This is a genomic window from Bradyrhizobium sp. (genome assembly GCF_022844465.1).
Classification (GTDB): Bacteria; Pseudomonadota; Alphaproteobacteria; order Rhizobiales; family Xanthobacteraceae; genus Bradyrhizobium.
The window spans coordinates 84,775-103,301 of record NZ_JALHLP010000012.1; the positions used below are offsets into that span (position 1 = coordinate 84,775).

Annotated in this window: 16 protein-coding genes; 11 read left to right on the top strand and 5 right to left on the bottom strand. The window is 64.6% G+C overall.

The window, feature by feature from the left end:
• Positions 1 to 21 precede the first annotated feature (21 nt).
• The 4 genes from Q0D31_RS17585 to Q0D31_RS17600 all read left to right on the top strand — a co-directional run bounded on the left by Q0D31_RS17585 (position 22) and on the right by Q0D31_RS17600 (position 5,569).
• Positions 22 to 1,272, top strand: coding sequence for a cyclopropane-fatty-acyl-phospholipid synthase family protein (locus Q0D31_RS17585; protein ID WP_291853771.1), 1,251 nt, complete (start codon positions 22 to 24; stop codon positions 1,270 to 1,272).
• 604 nt (positions 1,273 to 1,876) lie between these two features.
• Complete coding sequence (locus tag Q0D31_RS17590) at positions 1,877 to 3,376, top strand: replicative DNA helicase (RefSeq protein ID WP_291853773.1); 1,500 nt, start codon at positions 1,877 to 1,879, stop codon at positions 3,374 to 3,376.
• 48 nt (positions 3,377 to 3,424) lie between these two features.
• The gene (alr, locus tag Q0D31_RS17595) at positions 3,425 to 4,660 is read left to right on the top strand and encodes an alanine racemase (RefSeq protein ID WP_291853775.1); all 1,236 of its coding nucleotides are present in this window, start codon (positions 3,425 to 3,427) and stop codon (positions 4,658 to 4,660) included.
• Between the two features lie 138 nt (positions 4,661 to 4,798).
• The gene (locus Q0D31_RS17600; RefSeq protein WP_291853777.1) at positions 4,799 to 5,569 is read left to right on the top strand and encodes an exodeoxyribonuclease III; all 771 of its coding nucleotides are present in this window, start codon (positions 4,799 to 4,801) and stop codon (positions 5,567 to 5,569) included.
• 5 nt (positions 5,570 to 5,574) lie between these two features.
• On the opposite strand, the gene Q0D31_RS17605 is transcribed toward Q0D31_RS17600, so the two are convergent.
• On the bottom strand, positions 5,575 to 6,021 hold the full coding sequence (locus Q0D31_RS17605) for a cupin domain-containing protein (RefSeq protein ID WP_291853779.1): 447 nt from the start codon (positions 6,019 to 6,021) through the stop codon (positions 5,575 to 5,577).
• 181 nt (positions 6,022 to 6,202) lie between these two features.
• Here Q0D31_RS17605 and Q0D31_RS17610 point away from each other — a divergent pair, with 181 nt between their 5' ends.
• The gene (locus Q0D31_RS17610) at positions 6,203 to 6,925 is read left to right on the top strand and encodes a sulfite exporter TauE/SafE family protein (RefSeq protein WP_291853781.1); all 723 of its coding nucleotides are present in this window, start codon (positions 6,203 to 6,205) and stop codon (positions 6,923 to 6,925) included.
• A gap of 212 nt (positions 6,926 to 7,137) precedes the next feature.
• Positions 7,138 to 8,541 (top strand): adenylate/guanylate cyclase domain-containing protein, encoded by a 1,404-nt coding sequence (locus Q0D31_RS17615; protein ID WP_291853783.1) that lies wholly within the window; start codon positions 7,138 to 7,140, stop codon positions 8,539 to 8,541.
• Between the two features lie 93 nt (positions 8,542 to 8,634).
• On the opposite strand, the gene Q0D31_RS17620 is transcribed toward Q0D31_RS17615, so the two are convergent.
• Entirely contained in the window at positions 8,635 to 9,231 is a 597-nt protein-coding gene (locus Q0D31_RS17620; RefSeq protein WP_291853785.1) for a cysteine hydrolase family protein, read from the bottom strand.
• Between the two features lie 41 nt (positions 9,232 to 9,272).
• Between Q0D31_RS17620 and Q0D31_RS17625 the strand changes: the two genes are divergently transcribed.
• The 5 genes from Q0D31_RS17625 (at position 9,273) to Q0D31_RS17645 (ending at position 15,291) form a co-directional block, all read left to right on the top strand.
• Positions 9,273 to 10,205, top strand: a complete 933-nt coding sequence (locus tag Q0D31_RS17625; RefSeq protein WP_291853786.1) for a LysR family transcriptional regulator — start codon at positions 9,273 to 9,275, stop codon at positions 10,203 to 10,205.
• A 364-nt stretch (positions 10,206 to 10,569) separates the two neighbouring features.
• Positions 10,570 to 12,048 carry a DNA repair protein RadA gene (gene radA, locus Q0D31_RS17630; protein ID WP_291853788.1) on the top strand — a complete coding sequence of 493 codons (1,479 nt, stop codon included), beginning with the start codon at positions 10,570 to 10,572 and terminating at the stop codon, positions 12,046 to 12,048.
• A 164-nt stretch (positions 12,049 to 12,212) separates the two neighbouring features.
• Entirely contained in the window at positions 12,213 to 12,842 is a 630-nt protein-coding gene (locus tag Q0D31_RS17635) for a CvpA family protein (RefSeq protein WP_291853790.1), read from the top strand.
• Between the two features lie 80 nt (positions 12,843 to 12,922).
• On the top strand, positions 12,923 to 14,404 hold the full coding sequence (gene purF / locus Q0D31_RS17640; RefSeq protein ID WP_291853860.1) for an amidophosphoribosyltransferase: 1,482 nt from the start codon (positions 12,923 to 12,925) through the stop codon (positions 14,402 to 14,404).
• 146 nt (positions 14,405 to 14,550) lie between these two features.
• A complete protein-coding gene (locus tag Q0D31_RS17645; protein WP_291853792.1) occupies positions 14,551 to 15,291 on the top strand; it encodes an SDR family oxidoreductase in 741 nt (246 codons plus the stop codon).
• 25 nt (positions 15,292 to 15,316) lie between these two features.
• Here Q0D31_RS17645 and Q0D31_RS17650 read toward each other — a convergent pair whose 3' ends face one another.
• The 3 genes from Q0D31_RS17650 to Q0D31_RS17660 are packed head-to-tail and all read right to left on the bottom strand — an operon-like array spanning position 15,317 to position 18,517.
• Positions 15,317 to 16,543: a TCR/Tet family MFS transporter gene (locus Q0D31_RS17650; RefSeq protein ID WP_291853862.1), complete on the bottom strand. Its 1,227-nt coding sequence runs from the start codon at positions 16,541 to 16,543 to the stop codon at positions 15,317 to 15,319.
• Between the two features lie 29 nt (positions 16,544 to 16,572).
• Positions 16,573 to 17,958, bottom strand: coding sequence for a ribosome biogenesis GTPase Der (gene der / locus Q0D31_RS17655; RefSeq protein WP_291853794.1), 1,386 nt, complete (start codon positions 17,956 to 17,958; stop codon positions 16,573 to 16,575).
• Between the two features lie 55 nt (positions 17,959 to 18,013).
• Positions 18,014 to 18,517, bottom strand: a complete 504-nt coding sequence (locus Q0D31_RS17660; RefSeq protein ID WP_291853796.1) for a hypothetical protein — start codon at positions 18,515 to 18,517, stop codon at positions 18,014 to 18,016.
• Positions 18,518 to 18,527: the final 10 nt, after the last annotated feature.

Genomic DNA, 18,527 nt, shown 5'->3' on the forward strand with positions numbered 1-18,527 from the left:
GGTCGTTCCATTGGTGCTCTGATGGATCGTTTGCTGCGTTATTTCTTGGAACAATTCGTTCGCCGCGGCACGATCACCTTCACTGCCGCGGGCGGAACCAGATTCACCTGCGGTGACGGCACTGGCCGTCCGGTGTCGGTCCGCTTCCTGAGCCAACGGACGCAACTGCGGATCCTGCTCAATCCCGAACTGGCGTTCGGCGAAGCCTATATGGATGGCACCTTCGTGGTGGAGGACGGTTCCATCGCCGACGCGCTCGAAATCCTGCTGGACCAGCCCGAGATGGTGCCGGGCTGGGCCAAGGCTCAGTGGTGGCTTCGGTATTTCGGCCGGCATATCCGGCAGTTCAACGGGCGCGGCCGGGCACGGAACAACGTTGCCCATCACTACGACCTCGACCAACGTCTCTATTCCCTGTTCCTGGACGCCGACAAGCAATACAGCTGCGCCTATTTCGAAACCCCGGATGCCTCGCTCGACGACGCCCAGCTCGCCAAGAAACGGCACTTGGCCGCCAAGCTTCTGATCGGGCGCGGCGCCCGCGTGCTCGACATCGGCTCGGGCTGGGGAGGTCTTGGTCTCTACCTGGCTGAGATGACCGGCGCCGAGGTCACGGGAATTACGTTGTCGTCGGAACAATTGCAGGTCGCCAACGCGCGGGCGAGCGAGAACAGCCTGTCGCGGACGGCGAGGTTCGTGCTCAGCGATTATCGCGACATCCCCGGTCGCTTCAACCGGATCGTCTCGGTTGGCATGTTCGAGCATGTCGGCGTCGGCTTCTATGAAACCTATTTCAGGCGATGCGCCGAATTGCTGGATAATGACGGCGTCATGGTGCTGCACTCGATCGGCCGTTCCACCGGACCCGATGTCACGAGCCCCTGGATCACCAAATACATCTTTCCCGGCGGCTACATTCCCGCCCTCTCCGAGGTGCTTCCCGCGATCGAGAAAGCCGGCCTGCTGGTCTGCGACATCGAGATCCTGCGGCTGCACTATGCAGAGACGCTGAAAGCCTGGCGCGAGCGCTTCATGGCGCGGCGGGAAGAAGCCGTGCGCCTTTACGACGAACGGTTCGCCAGGATGTGGGAATTTTACCTGGCGGGTTCGGAAATGTCGTTCCGAAAACAGAACCTGATGAATTTCCAGATCCAGATCGCCAAGCGCCAGGGCGTGGTGCCGATGACGCGCGACTACATTGTGGGGGAAGAAGCGCGGCTTCGCGGGATCGAACTGGGAAAACAGCCGCGGCTGCAACTGGCCGGCGAATAGGACGCTGCGCCAACACGCGCCTCAGATTCGCATGCGGTAGGACCGGCCGCAGGCAGCGCTGACGAACGCCGGCCGAGGGGTCGCGACCAGGTTCGCGATTGCGTCCTGCCGCCGCGAGCAAAAATCGAGTCGATGTGATCTGCTTCACACAAGAAACCGGCGGTCTGCCGTAGACGTCGGTTATGAAGCAGCGGAAGCATCCAGCATCCTTCGATGCCGAAACCAGGACCGACTACGCGTTGATCGCGGCCGGCGTGGGCGCTGCCCTGGTTGCGTTGATCTATCTTATCCTGATCTGATCAACACCTGAGAGCGCGAGTTGAAACGCCTGGTCGCCCTTGCCCCGGTTCAGCGCGCGATGAGGTCAGGTTCCCCCTAGGGATCGCCGGTATTTTCAGCGGAACTTGTCGGTATTACCCGCTTCCGGCTTAAACGTCGTCAAGGAGAATGCGCGGGCCGGTCCGGATTCACACCTCGCATGTGTGAATCGTGCATAAGGGGGTTTCACTCTTCCACTCTCCCTGGGAGTGGCGCTTTATCGCGCCCCGCTTCCGCGATTCCCGGAATCCCGACAACGTCAACAATCCGAAGCATAATCTGGCCCATGGCTCCGACTGATTCGAACGTCCTCAAGCTCGCTCCCGACGTGGGAACCCCGTCGTTTCGAAGCGCGCCGCACAATATCGAGGCGGAACAGAGCTTGTTGGGCGCGATCCTGGTCAATAACGACGCGTTCTACCGGGTTTCCGACTTCCTCGAGTCGAAGCATTTCTTCGAACCCATTCACCAGGCGATTTTCGAGACCGCCGGCAGCCTGATCCGGATGGGCAAGGTGGCCACCCCCGTTACGCTGAAGACGTTCCTGCCGGCGGAGACCGACATCGGTGGAATGACGGTCGGCCAATACCTCGCCCGCCTGGCTGCCGAGGCGACCACGATCATCAACGCGCAGGACTACGGCCGCACCATCTACGACATGGCGCTGCGCCGCGACCTGATCCGTATCGGCGAGGACATGGTCAACGTCGCCTTCGACGCGCCGGTGGATTTCGCCCCGCGCGCGCAGATCGAGGATGCCGAGCGCCAGCTTTACGAACTCGCCGAGTCCGGCCGCTATGATGGCGGCTTCCAGCGCTTTTCACAGGCGCTCACGGTCGCCGTCGACATGGCGGCGAAAGCCTTTCAGCGTGACGGGAACCTGTCCGGCATTGCCACTGGCCTGCGGGACCTCGACGTCAAGATGGGCGGCCTGCAACCCTCCGACCTGATCATCGTCGCCGGCCGCCCCGGCATGGGCAAGACGGCGCTGGCCACCAACATCGCCTACAACGTCGCCAAGGCGCATCGCGCCGAGGTGCAGGTGGACGGCACCATGAAATCCGTCAATGGCGGCATCGTCGGCTTCTTCTCCTGCGAAATGTCCGCCGAACAGCTCGCCACGCGTATCCTCGCCGAACAAACCAGCATCGCTTCCAGCATGATCCGCCGCGGCGGCATTACCGAAACCGATTTCGAAAAAATCCGCGATTACTCCATCGAGTTGCAGTCGCTTCCGCTTTACGTCGACGAAACCGGCGGCCTGTCGATCTCGCAGCTCACCGCGCGGGCGCGCCGGCTGAAGCGGCAGAAGGGCCTCGACCTCATCGTGATCGACTACATCCAGCTTCTGCAGGGATCGGGCAAGCGCTCCGACAACCGCGTGCAGGAAGTGACCGAGATCACCACCAACCTCAAGGCGCTGGCCAAGGAGCTCAATGTTCCCATCATCGCGCTGTCGCAGCTCTCGCGTCAGGTCGAAAACCGCGACGACAAGCGACCGCAGCTGGCGGATTTGCGCGAATCCGGTTCGATCGAACAGGACGCCGACGTCGTGATCTTTGTGTACCGCGAGGAATACTACCTGGCCAACAAGGAGCCGCGCATCGGCACGCCCGAGTACGAAAAATGGCAGCTCGACATGTCGCTGGTTCACGGCAAGGCCGAAGTCATCATCGGAAAGCAGCGCCACGGCCCCACCGGGACGGTCGAGCTCCAGTTCGAGGGCCAGTTCACGCGCTTCAGCGACCTGGCGCACGACGGCAACGTGCCGGAACGGGGCCATTGAGGTGGCTGGCGCGGTTGAACCGTCGCCCCCCGCCGCGTAAAATGCGGCATGAACATCGCCCCCGATCCCAAATCCATGCCGCAAGCCACCCTGCTTTCGCCTGAGGCGAACCAGGCCGCCGCGCTCGCGAGCGCGACCGGCGTGCTGACCGTGGATCTCGACGCCATCGTCGCCAACTGGCGCAAGCTCGAAAAGACCGCGGTGCCTGCCGAATGCGCCGGCGTGATCAAGGCGAACGCCTATGGCTGCGGCGCTGAACAAGTCGCGCGCGCGCTGTCCGCCGCCGGCTGCAAGACGTTCTTCGTCGCCACCCTCGATGAAGCCCGCGTGGTCCGCGGCGCGGCGCCGGCGGCTGCGATCTACGTGCTGGACGGATTCTTCCAGAACACCGGCGAGGCCTACGCCAGCATCGACTGCAAGCCCGTCATCGGCGACCTCAATGAACTCGCGGAATGGGACGTGTTCTGCCGCCGCTCCGGCTGGTCGGGCGGCGCCGCCATTCACATCGACACCGGCATGAACCGGCTTGGCATGACGGTGACGGAAGCGCAGGGCATCATCCCACGCATCACCGCGGGCGACCACGGCATCACCCTCGTCATGAGTCATCTCGCGTCCGCGGAGCTGCTCAACAATCCCGCCAACGCCAGGCAACTCACTGCCTTTCGCGAGATCGCGAGCCTGTTCTCCGGGGTGTCAAAGTCGCTTGCGAATTCGTCCGGCGTATTCCTGGGCCCGCAATTCCAGTTCGATCTGGCACGGCCGGGAGCCGCCCTCTATGGCATCAATCCGACGCCCGAAGCCGACAACCCGATGCAGCCCGTGATCGCGCTGAAGGCGCGCATCGTGCAGATCCGCGATGTCGAGCGCGGCGACAGCGTCGGCTATGGCGGCACCTGGACCGCGCGGCGTCCGACCCGAATAGCGATCATCTCGGCGGGTTATGCCGACGGCTATTTCCGCGCCGCCAGCGCCAATGACGGCACCCGCGGCGCCGAAGTCGTGGTCGCCGGCAAGCGCTGCCCGATCGCAGGGCGGATCTCCATGGACCTGACGGCGGTCGACGTCACCGATCTCGAAAGGAGCGCCGTGCGGCGCGGCCATTGGGTGACGCTGATCGGCGACGGCATCACGGTCGACGAACTTGCCCACCATTTCGGCACGATCGGCTATGAAGTGCTGACCAGCCTCGGCAAGCGCTATGCGCGGATCTACAAGGGCGGCGACGTCACTGCAGAACCCCCCGCCGCGCCCCCGGCGCAGCCTGCCGCGGCTTCCACCTAGCGCGCCCACCGCCGGGCCAAAAACAAAATTGCGAAAACAACCCCATGCAAAGGCGAATGGGAGGCTTGCAGCTCCCTGGCCGCCTCCGTTCGGGCCGAAGTGTCAGGCGAAAAATACCGTGACACCGGCGAGCTTTACATGAAGATCGCGACATTCAACATCAACAATGTCAACCGCCGCCTGCCCAACCTGTTGCGCTGGCTGCGCGCGGCCAAACCCGACGTCGTGGCGCTTCAGGAACTGAAATCGACCGATGCCGATTTCCCGATTGTGGAAATCAACAAGGCCGGCTACGGCGCGGTATGGCGCGGACAGAAGACCTGGAACGGCGTCGCCATTCTGGCCCGCAACGCCGAACCGGTATTGACGCGCACCGCGCTGCCGGGCGATCGCGGGGATGACGAGGCGCGCTACATCGAGGCCGCCGTCAACGGCATCATCGTCACCAGCATCTATCTGCCGAACGGCAATCCGCAGCCCGGGCCGAAATTCGACTACAAGCTCGACTGGTTCAGGCGGCTGCGCTCGCACGCCGGCAAACTGCTCAAACAGGATATCCCGGTGGTGCTGGCCGGCGACTACAACGTCGCGCCGACCGAACTCGATATCTATCCGACAAAGTCATGGGACCAGGACGCGCTGATCCAGCCGAAGAGCCGCGCGGCGTTCAAGGCGCTGGTGGACCAGGGCTGGACGGATGCTATCCGGACGTTGCACCCGGAAAAACCGATGTTCACGTTCTGGGACTACAAGCGCAACCGCTGGCCGCGCGACGCCGGACTGCGGCTCGATCATCTGCTGCTGAGCCCGGCGATTGCGCCGCGCCTGCGCAAGGCCGGCGTCGACCGCAAGGTTCGGGGCGAGGAAGGCGCCAGCGACCATGCGCCGGCGTGGATCGTGCTGCGTTAGGAGGATTATTTTCGGGTGTGGCCCCAGGCCGCGTCCCAGTCCTCGCCGGCGGCGTCGATGACGCGGCCGTCGGCCTCGAAGAACTTGTTCGGGACCTGGAAGATCGCCAGCATCAGCCCGCCTTGCGGACACCAGGCGACATGGCGGCTGCCCTCCTCGCGCCAGATGAATTCGCCGGCCTTGCATTCGATGCCCTGCGCCGGACCTTCCTTGTCAACGAGCGAGCCTTCGAGGACATAGGTCTGCTCGATGTTGACGTGTTCGTGGTCGGGCAACACCGCGCCCGGCGCGAACCGCATCAGTGCGGTCATTAAGCCGGTCTTGCGATCGAACAGCAGCGTCTTGGCTTCGCAGCCGGGGAAGCGCGTCTTTTGCCATTCCATGCTGTCGGGGCGAACCAGATGGGAATGAGCGTCCGCGGTCTGCCCGCCCTTCGGTGTCACGGCGTCCATGGCGATGCTCCGTTCGTGTGGTTTGAGCCTATCCTAGCAGCTTTGGCTTCGACCGCCAGCCGCGCAATATGCGATCTTCGCGGCAACGCCTACGCTGTGCGGCGGCGGCCGCCATGACATCGCTATCCGGAAGTTGCTACTGTTTCCGCTCTCGCCCGAACCGTCGCGGAGATCGCATCGCTTGAGCTTCGTCTTCGTCCTCGCGGCCGGGCTTGTCGCCGGCACCCTCTCGGGCATCGTCGGCACCGGTGCGTCGATCATGCTGATGCCGGTACTGGTCAATCACTATGGGCCGAGGGAAGCGGTGCCGATCATGGCGGTCGCGGCGGTGATGGCGAACCTGTCGCGCGTTCTGGCCTGGTGGCGCGAGGTCGACTGGCGCGCCTGCCTGGCCTATTCGCTGACAGGCATTCCGGCCGCGGCGCTCGGCGCGCGGACGTTGCTGGCGCTGCCCGCGCACGCCGTCGAGATCGCAATCGGCCTGTTCTTGATCGCCATGGTGCCGCTACGGCACTGGCTGGCGCGCCATCAGCTCAAGGCGCAGCTCTGGCATCTGGCGGTGGGCGGCGCGATCATCGGCTATCTCACCGGCATCGTGGTTTCGACCGGGCCGCTCAGCGTGCCGCTGTTTCTGTCGTTCGGGCTGACCAAAGGCGCGTTTCTCGCCACCGAGGCCGCCAGCTCGCTCGGGCTCTACCTGAGCAAATCGGTGACCTTCGAGCGCTTCGGCGCGCTGACGCCGGATATTGCGCTCAAGGGCCTGATCGCCGGCGCCTCGCTGATGTCGGGCGCCTTTATCGCCAGGCGCATCGTGCTGCGGCTCGAACCCGGTGTCTTTCGCCTGCTGCTGGACGCCATCATGCTGGCCGCCGGCCTCTCGCTGCTGTGGACGGCGTTTTCGTGATCAGCCTACTGCGTCAAAATTGCTCGACCTCATCCTGAGGAGCCGCCAACGGGTCCGCGCGAAGCGCGGCCCGATGACAGGCCCCGCGGCGTCTCGAAGGATGGCCGCGGGGAAGGTCGGAGCCGCATGGTTCGAGACGCGCGTTCCGCGCTCCTCACCATGAGGGTCTAAAATAGGGCATGATCCGGTAAGTCTGAACTGGAGGCGACGTCTTGAGCGCATTGGCGGAAGCGGCTGATATCAGCAATCCCGGTAGCGCGGCAGCCGGACGGGCCGAGGTCCGGCAAGACACCTTGAAATTCGCCGAGGCGGCGCTTACGGACAGCAAGCGCCAGGGCCTGCTGCTCGCCGTTCGCGCCCGCTGGGTGGCGCTGGCGGTGACGGCCGTCACGCTGCCGATCGTCAATCCAAACCGGGAGGTGATCTACTACGTGCTGATGCTCGGCCTGTTTGCCGTCATCGGCTGGGCCCAGCTCAAGGTCGGCAAGACCGGCCGGTCCCCGCCGGAGCTGTTGCTGATGTTTTGCGATCTGGCGCTGCTGACCTTTCTCAGCGTCGTGCCCAATCCCTGGAGCACGGTCAATTGGCCGATCGGGATGCAGTTCAGGTTCGACAGCTTCATCTACTTTTTCGTTTTCCTGGCCGCCGCGACGCTGGCCTATTCGTGGCGCACCGTCGTGACGATGGGAATCTCGACTTCCGCCCTGTGGGCCATCGGCGTCGGCTGGGTCTATCTGCAGCCCGAAACCCACGCTGCGCTGTCGGAACGCGTCCGGGCCGCGGTCGGCGCCGACGTCAGATTGTTCGATATCATCGACCCCGCGGCGATCGGTCTTGGCGCCCGGTTCCAGCAGATCGTTGTCTTCCTGATCGTCGCCATGATCCTGGCGCAGGCGGCGCGCCGCGCCAACGCCCTGTTAATCCGCCATGCCGGGATCGAACGCGAACGCACCAATTTGGCTCGCTATTTTTCGCCCAATGTCGTCGCGCAACTGTCGCGAAACGACCAGCCCCTCAAGCAGGTCCGCACCCAGAACGTCGCGGTGCTGTTCGCCGATATCGTCGATTTCACCGCCTATGCGGACGGCCGGACCCCGGTGGAGATCATCGGCACGCTGCGGCTGTTCCACGAGCGGATGGAACGGGAGGTTTTCCGGCACGACGGCACGCTGGACAAATATCTCGGCGACGGCCTGATGGCGACCTTCGGCACGCCGTTCACCGGCGATCGCGACGCCGTCAACGCGCTGCGCTGCGCGCAGGCCATGATCGGGTCGATCGATGCTTTGAATTTGGAACGCAACAAAAGCGGCGAGCCGCCAATCCGGGTCAGCATCGGATTGCACTATGGTGAGGTCGTGCTCGGCGATATCGGATTGAACCGGCTGGAGTTCGCCGTCATCGGAACGGCGGTCAATGCGGCCAGCCGTCTCGAGACCCTGACCCGCGAGTTCGGTTGCGCCCTGGTGGCCAGCGACGATCTCGTGCGGCGCGCACGGACCGAAACCGGCAGTTCGAACGCCGACTTCATCCGGCTTGTCGAACAGCCGCCCCGGACGATTCGCGGTCTCGAACAGCCGCTCGGTATCTGGACGCGGGACAACATCACGCCGTGATGCGTTGAATTGTGCGATAGATGCGTCCGTTGACATTTTATCTATCTTAGATTGCAAATATCAATATCTTAAATCCCAAGGGCGTGCTGTCCGTCAGAGCGGAATCTCGTTCAAGCACACGACTGAAGCGAAACGGTCGGCAAGTTCGGCGAGGGCTACGCGATGAACATCTTGAGCGTCGATGTTACCTTTGTCGGTCGGATCGGGAAGCGTTCGAGTGGCAGTTGCGTCGGAAACAACTGTGGTGCGATAGCCGAGGTCGAGCGCTGCGCGTGCTGTGGCACTCACGCACATATGGGTCGCGAAACCGACGATGATAATGGCATCGTTTCCAATCGCCTTTAGCTGCGCGTCTAGGTCTGTCTTCGCGAATGCATTCGGTAGTGTCTTTGAAATAACTCTTGCGCCGGATGGAAGAACTCGCTCAATCATTTTTCCGCCATTCCCGTCGGGATCGAACAAGCCGCCCGCCCGCCCTTTGTGGACGATGTGGACAATAGGTGCGCCGGCCTTTCTGGCGCGGGCTATCAATTCGGCAATCTTGTCGACGGCCTGCCCAATCCCATGCAGCGGCAGTTGGCCGTCGACATACTCGTTTTGCGCATCGATGATGATGACCGTTGCACCAGTCAGGTTTGCCGGCTTCGACTGCACACCCGCGAACTCCAACAGTGTCTTTGCGTTGCTCATGGTCTTCTCCTCCAAGTGAGCTTCAACTGTAAGCGGCGAAAATGCTTGATAAAGTGGAGACTTTCGGTTCAAGACATGCAATAATGCAGCTTATGGAATGGGAAAATTGGCAGTGTGCACTGTTGGTTGCGCAGCTCGGCACCGTCGCGGCGGCGGCGGCCCGCCTCAATGTGGATGCAACGACAGTATCCCGGAGGGTGAAGCGTCTTGAGGCCAAGCTGGGAACTCGTATCTTCGAGCGGCACGGTCTGCGGCTTCACGCAACTCATTCGTTTCGGGAGGCGTTGGCTAACATCGAGGCCGCAGACTCCGCGCTGCGCTCCGCCGAGGAAGCGGTGGGGCATCCGTCGTCGAAGGTGTTCCAACGGACGGTTCGCATAACCGCCGTACCGTTCCTGGTGGACTATCTGCTGGTCCCCGGGCTCGTTGCTCTCCGTCGGCAGGCAAAGTTTCGCATCGAGCTAGTTGCAGACAATCGCAACCTTAGCCTCACGCGTCGCGAGGCAGATGTTGCGGTACGGTTTGATTCACCTCGCGAGCGTATGGGTGGCGACGCGCAGCGACTTGGCGCAGTGAGATATGCCGTATATGCGGCCGCGAGAGCGAAGCCCGCAGATTTGCCCTGGGCGACACTGGAGGATGCATACGCACACTTGCCCGAGGCACGCTGGACGGCAAGGACATCCGGAAAAATCGAACCGGATTTTAAGGCCAGTCGCACCGAGACGATCCGGGAAATCGTCGCGGTCGGGTTGGCTAAGGCCCTGTTGCCGCAGTTGATGGGTGAGCAAGATCGGCGGCTCGTGCGTGTTTCCGATGAGAATATACTGAGTCGGGAAATTGGCCTTATTAGGCCGCTCGGGGATACCGCGATGCCTCACCTCGATGTCGTGACGAAGTGGCTGAAAATGCTCTTTACGCAGCCGGGCGCGACCGCTCTGGGGATTACAACTCCTAGCTCCCAACGACCTTAGCCCGAAGGCTGCATTGGTGCAGCTCGGCAGTTGAGAATTATCTATTTCGCTGAAGAATGAAATGTCCATTTCATCCGATCTTCTTGCTCGCCGGGAACGGGCCGTATCGCGTAGCGTCGCTCCCCCCGCGCCAGACGGCGTAAAAAATCCGCCGAGACTCTAATCGCCGCTGGATGAAAGTTCAGGGGCAGGTCAAAGTCCTTACAGAGGATTCCGATCGAATTTCCTTCCTTTGACGCGGTCGCCAAGAAACGCTATAGAACAAAATAGGAACAACAAAGTCAAGCCGCTATTCTACCTAAAGATGAAGGATTTGAGTCGGCCATTCATCCGATATCAGATCGCCCTCAGTGACCGAATCTTCATGGCCAAATCCACCCTCTCCTTTGTCTGCCAGAACTGCGGCGCGGCGTATAATCGCTGGCAGGGCAAGTGCGATTCCTGCGGCGAGTGGAACACGCTGAGCGAGGAGGATACATCAGGCGCGACCTCGATGCCGGTGTCGATCCGCTCCCGGCGCAAGGGCCGGACGTTCAAGCTGGAATCGCTGACCGGCAAGACCGAGGACGCCCCGCGGCTGTCCTCCGGCATGACCGAACTCGATCGCGTCACCGGCGGCGGGTTTGTCCGCGGCTCGGTGCTGCTGGTCGGCGGCGATCCCGGCATCGGCAAATCGACGCTGCTCACGCAAGCCACCAGCCTGATGGCCCGCGCCGGCCATCGCGTGGTCTACATATCAGGGGAAGAGGCGGTCGCGCAGGTGCGGCTGCGCGCCGAGCGGCTGGGGCTGGCGGACGCGCCGGTGCAGCTCGCCGCCGAAACCTCGGTCGAGGACATCGTCTCGACCCTGTCGGAGGGCGCGGTGCCGCGGCTGATCGTGATCGACTCGATCCAGACCATGTGGACCGACACCGTGGAGTCGGCGCCGGGAACGGTGACCCAGGTCCGCGCCTCGGCGCAGGCGCTGATTCGTTTCGCCAAGAAATCCGGGGCGGCGATCATCCTGGTCGGGCACGTCACCAAGGACGGACAGATCGCGGGGCCCCGCGTCGTCGAGCACATGGTCGACGCCGTGCTGTCGTTCGAGGGCGAAGGCTCGCAACAGTTCCGCATCCTGCGCGCGGTCAAGAACCGCTTCGGCCCGACCGATGAAATCGGCGTGTTCGAGATGACGGGCCTCGGCCTTCGCGAGGTTTCCAACCCTTCCGAACTGTTCCTGTCGGAACGCGATATCGGCAGCCCCGGCACCGCCGTATTCGCCGGCATCGAAGGCACCCGCCCGGTGCTGGTGGAACTGCAGGCGCTGGTGGCGCCGACCACGCTGGGCACGCCCAGGCGGGCGGTGGTGGGGTGGGATCCGAGCCGGTTGTCGATGGTGCTGGCGGTGCTGGAGGCCCATTGCGGGGTCAAACTATCAGGCTACGACGTCTATCTGAACGTGGCCGGGGGCCTGCGGATCCAGGAACCCGCGGCCGACCTGGCGGCGGCGGCGGCGCTGGTGTCCTCGCTGGCGAACGCGCCATTGCCGACCGATGCGGTCTATTTCGGCGAGATATCGCTCTCGGGCGCGGTCCGGCCGGTGGCGCAGACTTCCGCCCGGCTGAAGGAGGCCGCCAAGCTCGGCTTTGGCCGGGCCGTGCTGCCCGAATCGGCACGCGGCGAGATCGGCGGCGACGGCGGCGGCCTGACGCTGAACAGCGTCGGCGGGTTAACCAGCCTGGTTGCCGAAATCGCGGCGCGCGGCAGTCCGCGAAACGCGGCAGGAAACGCCGGAGCCGGCCGGGATTCCGCCGCGCCTGAGAAAAATGCCACACCGGCGCGATTCCGTCGGGAGAACGGCTAAAGCGGCGTGACGCGCCCCCGCCCCGCCGCTATACAACGCGCGCGAAAGGCGGGTGGAATGGCGGGATATCCGGCCTTGCGGGATGCGCCGTCTGCCCCTCATTTGGGGCCATGCCGACCATCGATTCGCGGGCTTGAGACCTTACGAGCGGACCTGACCAGCCGATGCCGATAACGATACTCGATCTCGTCCTGCTCGGGGTGATGCTGGTTTCGGGGCTGCTCGCCATGGTGCGCGGCTTCATGCGCGAAATCCTCTCGATCGCAGCCTGGGGCGCGGCGGCGCTGGTGACGCTCTACGCCTTCTCGAAGCTGCTGCCGACCGCCAAGACCTATTTCAACAACGACACGGTCGCGGCCGTGGTGGTGGTGGCCGGCACCTTCATCGGCACCCTGATCGTGGTGTCCATCATCACGGTGCGGATTTCGGACATGATCCTGGATTCCAGGATCGGCGCGCTGGACCGTACGCTGGGATTCCTGTTCGGGCTGGCCCGCGGCCTCCTGATCGTGGTGGTCGCCTTCCTGTTCTTCAGCTGGCTGGTCCCGGACAAGCAGCGGCCGGACTGGATCACCGGCGCCAAGTCCCGGACTGTGCTTGACGGCACCGGGCAATGGTTAATGTCGCTCTTGCCTGACGACCCCGAGAACACCATCTTAAAGAGATTCAAGAAGAATAAACCCGAAGACGACCAGACTGACGCCGACCCGGCAGCCGCCGGCTCCGGCGATGGCTACAGTAAACCTGCCCGCGACGGCCTTAAAAAGCTGATCGAGAAACCCGCGGTCCGCTGATTCCGGCCAAACGAGAGGCGATGGACGCGATGCAAAACCCCTCCGATCCCGCCGGCCAGCCCAATCCGAATCCCGGCCTGATGGCAGGCATCCCAGATCCGGGCATCGCGTTGCAGGACGATCTCGAAGGCGACACGCTGCGTGAGGAGTGCGGCGTATTCGGCATCTTCGGCCATCCCGAGGCCGCTGCCATCACCGCGCTCGGACTGCACGCGCTTCAGCATCGCGGCCAGGAGGCCGCCGGCATCGTCTCCTTTGACGGCAGCCGCTTCCATTCCGAACGCCGTCTCGGCCTGGTCGGCGACACCTTCTCCCGCCGCGAGGTGATCGAGCGCCTGCCCGGCAACGCCGCCGTCGGCCATGTCCGCTATTCCACCACAGGCGCCACCATCCTGCGCAACGTGCAGCCGCTGTTCGCCGAGCTCAATGCCGGCGGTTTCGCCGTCGGCCATAACGGCAACCTCACCAACGGGCTGACGCTGCGCCGCGAGCTGGTGAAGAACGGCGCCATGATGCAGTCGACCACCGACACCGAGGTGATCCTGCATCTGGTCGCCCAGTCCCGGCGCGGCCAATTCATCGACCGCTTCATCGAGGCGCTGCGCGCGATCGAGGGCGCCTACTCGCTGGTCTCGCTGACCAACAAGAAACTGATCGGCGCGCGCGATCCGCTCGGCATCCGCCCGCTCGTCGTCGGCGACCTCGACGGCCATCCGATCCTGGCCTCGGAAACCTGCGCGCTTGACATGATCGGCGCCAAATATGTCCGCGACGTCGAACCCGGCGAGATCGTCGTGTTCGACGAGGCCGGCGCCCACAGCCACAAGCCGTTCCCGCCGAAGCCGCCGCGGCCCTGCATCTTCGAATACATCTACTTTTCGCGGCCGGATTCGATCGTCGGCGGCCGCTCGGTGTACGAGGTCCGCAAGGCCTTCGGCGCCCAGCTCGCGCGCGAGAGCCATGTCGACGTCGACGTCGTGGTGCCGGTGCCGGATTCCGGCGTGCCCGCGGCCATCGGCTACGCCCAGCATTCCGGCGTGCCGTTCGAACTCGGCATCATCCGCAACCACTATGTCGGGCGCACCTTCATCCAGCCGACGCAGAGCGTGCGTGAACTCGGCGTGCGCATGAAGCATTCGGCCAACCGCGCCGCGATCGAAGGCAAGCGCATCATCCTGATCGACGACTCGCTGGTGCGCGGCACCACGTCAAGGAAGATCGTGCGCATGATGCGCGATGCCGGCGCGCGCGAAGTGCATTTCCGCCTCGCCTCGCCGCCGATCCTGTATCCCGACTATTACGGCATCGACCTGCCGGACCGCGGTGGCCTGCTCGCCGCGACCCACTCGCTGGAGGAGATGCGCGAGATCATCGGCGCGGACTCGCTGGCGTTCCTGTCGATCGACGGCATGTACCGCGCCATGGGCGAGCCCGGGCGCGATCCCGCCAGCCCGAAATTCTCCGATCACTGCTTCACCGGCGCCTATCCGACCAACCTCACCGACCAGACCCAGGTCGAGCCGCAACCCCGGCAATTGTCGCTGCTGGCGGAAGCAAGCTGATTTGTCGTCCCTGCGAAAGCAGGGACCCATAGCCACCGGCCTTCGTTTTCGGACGCGATTAGACACACCCACCTTTCCCCATCATAACCGTCACGGCGTATGGGTCCCCGCGTGCGCGGGGACGACGATCAGTTAGAGTTGCTTGCATGACCAAACCCCTCGCCTCCCGCATCGCCCTGGTCACCGGCGCCTCGCGCGGCATCGGCTACGCCACCGCGCGCGCGCTCGCCAGCGCCGGCGCGCACATCGTCGCCGTCGCGCGCACGCAAGGGGGTCTTGAGGAACTCGACGACGAGATCCGCAATGACGGCGGCAGCGCCACGCTGGTTCCGCTCGACGTCACCGATTTCGAGGGCATCGCGCGGCTCGGCGCGGCGTTGCATGAGCGCCACGGCAAGCTCGACATTCTCGTCGGCAATGCCGGTGTCGCCGGTCCCTCCTCGCCGCTCGGGCATATCGAGCTGAAGCCCTGGAACGAGGTGCTGGCGGTGAACGTCACGGCGAATTTTCAGCTGATCCGCTGCATGGAGCCGCTGCTCAAACAGTCCGACGCGGGGCGCGCGGTGTTCGTCACCTCGCAGGCCGCCAGCAAGGCCACCGCCTATCTCGGCCCCTACGCCGCTTCGAAGGCCGCGCTGGAAACCCTGGTGCGGGTCTGGGCGCATGAAACCGCCAGCACCAGCATGCGCGTCAACCTGTTCGATCCCGGCCCGATCCGCACCCGCCTGCGCGCCACGGTGTTTCCCGGCGAGGATCCGATGACGCTCGATACGCCGGAGCAGGCTGCGGCGTTCATCGTGCCGATGTGCGGGCCCGACTGGAACGAGACCGGCAAGGTGTATGACTACAAGGCCCGCGACCTGATGAGCTTTCGCGGCCGGGCATGAGGCGGCGCGCCGCGCGACCAGCTTGCTACGCCTCGGAGCCTTTCCTTGTCGCCAGCGTGCGCCAGGCGATCACAAGCCCGAGCGCCAGCAGTGCCGCCGCCAGCAGGAACGGCGCGCCCGGCAGTTTCACGGGCGCCTGTTCGCCGATGAAGTAGGCGAATGTCAGCGTAAACAGAAACGGTCCGACCATCTGGGCAATGCTGTTGACGCTGCCGGTCGCGCCCTGCAACTGGCCCTGCTGATCCGCCGCGACAAGCTGCGTCGTCAGCGCCTGGATTGCGGCCCCGGCAACGCCCCAGAGCGACATCACGGGGATGCCGATCCAGAACAACGGCCCGCTCGGCGCCGCGCCGTAGATGAAGAACCCCAGCGCGCCGCAGGCGAGCCCGAGCTGCAGCGCGCGGCGCTCGCCAAGCCACCTGACGATCGGCCCGACGCCCGCGCCCTGCACCACCATGGCGCAGACCCCAACCATCGCCAGCGTGAGGCCGACGGTCGTCGTATCCCATCCGTACCGGTAGGTGGCGTAAAGCACGAAGGTCGAGGGCAGCACCACATGCGCGACCTGCCCAAAGAAATTCGCCAGTGACAGCCCGGCGAGTATCCGGTTGGACCGCAGCAGATGCAGCGCGCCAAGCGGATTGGCGCTTTTCCAGCGGAACGGCGCCCGGCGTTCCGGCGGCAGCGACTCCGGCAGGATCAGCCAGCCATAGAGCGCATTCGCAAAGCTGAGGCCCGCGGCGATCCAGAACGGCAGGCGCGGGTCCATGCCGCCGAGCAGGCCGCCGACAGCGGGGCCGAGAATGAACCCGGCGCCGAACGCCGCGCCAATCCTGCCGAACACCGCCGCGCGCCGTTCCGGCGGCGTCACGTCGGCGATGTAGGCAAAGGCCGTGGAGATGCTGGCGGAAGTGATCCCTGAAAGTACGCGGCCGATGAACAGCCAGGCCAGCGACGGCGCCAGCGCCATCAGCACGTAATCCAGCGCCAGCCCGAAATTCGACAACAGCACCACCGGCCGCCGGCCGAACCGGTCCGAGAGCGCGCCGAGGATCGGCGAGAACACGAACTGCATCAGCGCCCACGCGGTGCCGAACAATCCCAACATCCGCGCCGCGCTCGCGGTATCGTTGTCGACGAAGCTCTCCACGAGTTTGGGCAGAACCGGCAGGATCAAGCCGAGCGCCAGCATGTCGAGCAGGACGGTGACGAAAATGAACGCCGCCGCCGCGCGGTTCGGCGCCGGCGGCATGTCCGAATCACGCGCGGACGCGCCTTCGCTCATGACGGCCGCTTGCGCTTGTGGGCGAACGGATTGGCCTTCTCGCGCAACATGATCCGGATTGGCGTCCCCGGCAGATCGAAGGCCTCGCGCATCGAGTTGACGAGATAGCGCAGATAGGATTGCGGCACCGCGTCGGCGCGCGAGCAGAACAATATGAAACTCGGCGGCCGCGCCTTGGCCTGGGTGATGTAGTTCAGTTTCAGCCGGCGGCCGGACACCGAGGGCGGCGGGTTGGCGTCGACCGCCTGCTCGAACCAGCGATTGAGCGTGGCCGTCGGCACCCGCTTGTTCCAGACCGCGTAGGCCTCCTCGATCGCAGTCATCAGCCGGTCGATGCCCTCGCCCATCAAGCCGGACACCGCGACGACAGGCGCGCCCCTGACCTGCGGCAGCCAGTGATCGACGTCGGTGCGTAATGCCGAAATCAGGCTGCCCTTGCGCTCCATCAGATCCCATTTGTTGACCGCCAGCACGATCGCCCGCCCCTCGCGCTCGATCAGATCGGCGATCCGCAGATCCTGCTCCTCAAACCGGTTCTGCGCGTCCATCATCATCACGACGACTTCGGCAAAGCGTATCGCGCGCAGCGCGTCCGCCACCGACAGCTTTTCCAGCTTCTCCTCGATCCGCGAGCGCCGCCGCAGGCCCGCGGTGTCGAACACCCGGAACTCGCGCCCCTGCCAGGTGATCTCGACCGAAATCGAGTCGCGCGTGGTGCCGGCCTCGGGACTGGTCAGCAACCGCTCCTCGCCCAGCAGATGATTTATGAGCGTGGACTTGCCGGCGTTGGGCCGCCCGACAATGGCGACGCGGATCGGTCGCTGCGCCAGTTCCTCGTCGGACAGGATCACGTCGTCGTCGTCGAACGCTTCACCCTCGTCGGCCGGGACCGGCATCAGCGCGGCCAGCGCATCGTAGAGATCGCTCATGCCCTCGCCGTGCTCGGCCGAAATCTGAACGGGATCGCCGAGGCCCAGCGCGTAGGATTCCATCGCGCCGACTTCGCCGTGCCTGCCCTCGCTCTTGTTGGCGACCAGCACCACCGGCTTGTTGGCGCGGCGGGCGAAATCGGCAAAGGCGCGGTCGTTCGGCGTCAGCCCGGCGCGGGCGTCGACCACGAACATCAGCGCATCGGCAAGGCCGATCGCCGCCTCGGTCTGCTCCTGCATCCGCGCGGTCAGCGAACCCTTGGCGCCCTCGTCGAGGCCGGCGGTGTCGATCACGGTGAATTCGAGGTCGCCGAGACGGGCTTTTCCCTCGCGCCGGTCGCGGGTGACGCCGGGCTCGTCGTCCACCAGCGCGATCTTCTGCCCAACCAGCCGGTTGAACAGCGTCGACTTTCCGACATTCGGCCGGCCAATGATCGCGATCGTAAAGGGCATGAATAATCCAGACGCCCCGTTTTCGAGGGCGTGTCAATCCAGTGATAAGAACAGATCAGCGCGTGAAAGTGCCGCTCGGCATCGGCGCGGGGAACGGCGCGGCGGATTGTTGCGGGACCGCAGGCTGATCGGGCGGCGGCGCGGTGGTGCGCTTGCGCACGATCTTTGCCGGCTTGGGCGGGGGCGGCGCGGCGGCGCTGGCGTCTTCCTCGGGCGCGGCGTCGGGGTCCGCGGCGGCGGTCGCCGGGGCCGACTTGCCTTTGGCATTGGGGCCGCGCTTCGACGCCTCCGGCGCCGGGGCCGCGGCCGCCTGCGCGTTCGGATCATCGGCCTGCTGCTGACGCGAGCCCCTGTAGAGTTCCTTAGGCACACCCTGATCCAGACCCGGCACGCCTTCAGGGAATACCGGCTTGCGCTCGCCCGGCAGCTTCTTCTTGGTGTCGAGGAAGTCGAGCATGTCGGTGGGGTCGAAACTGCCGAAGCCGCCGGCACAACCCGCCAGCGTGCCGGAAGCCGCGATGAGAAGGACGGCTGCGATCAGATGTTGCAGGCGGCGCATGGTCGTTTTC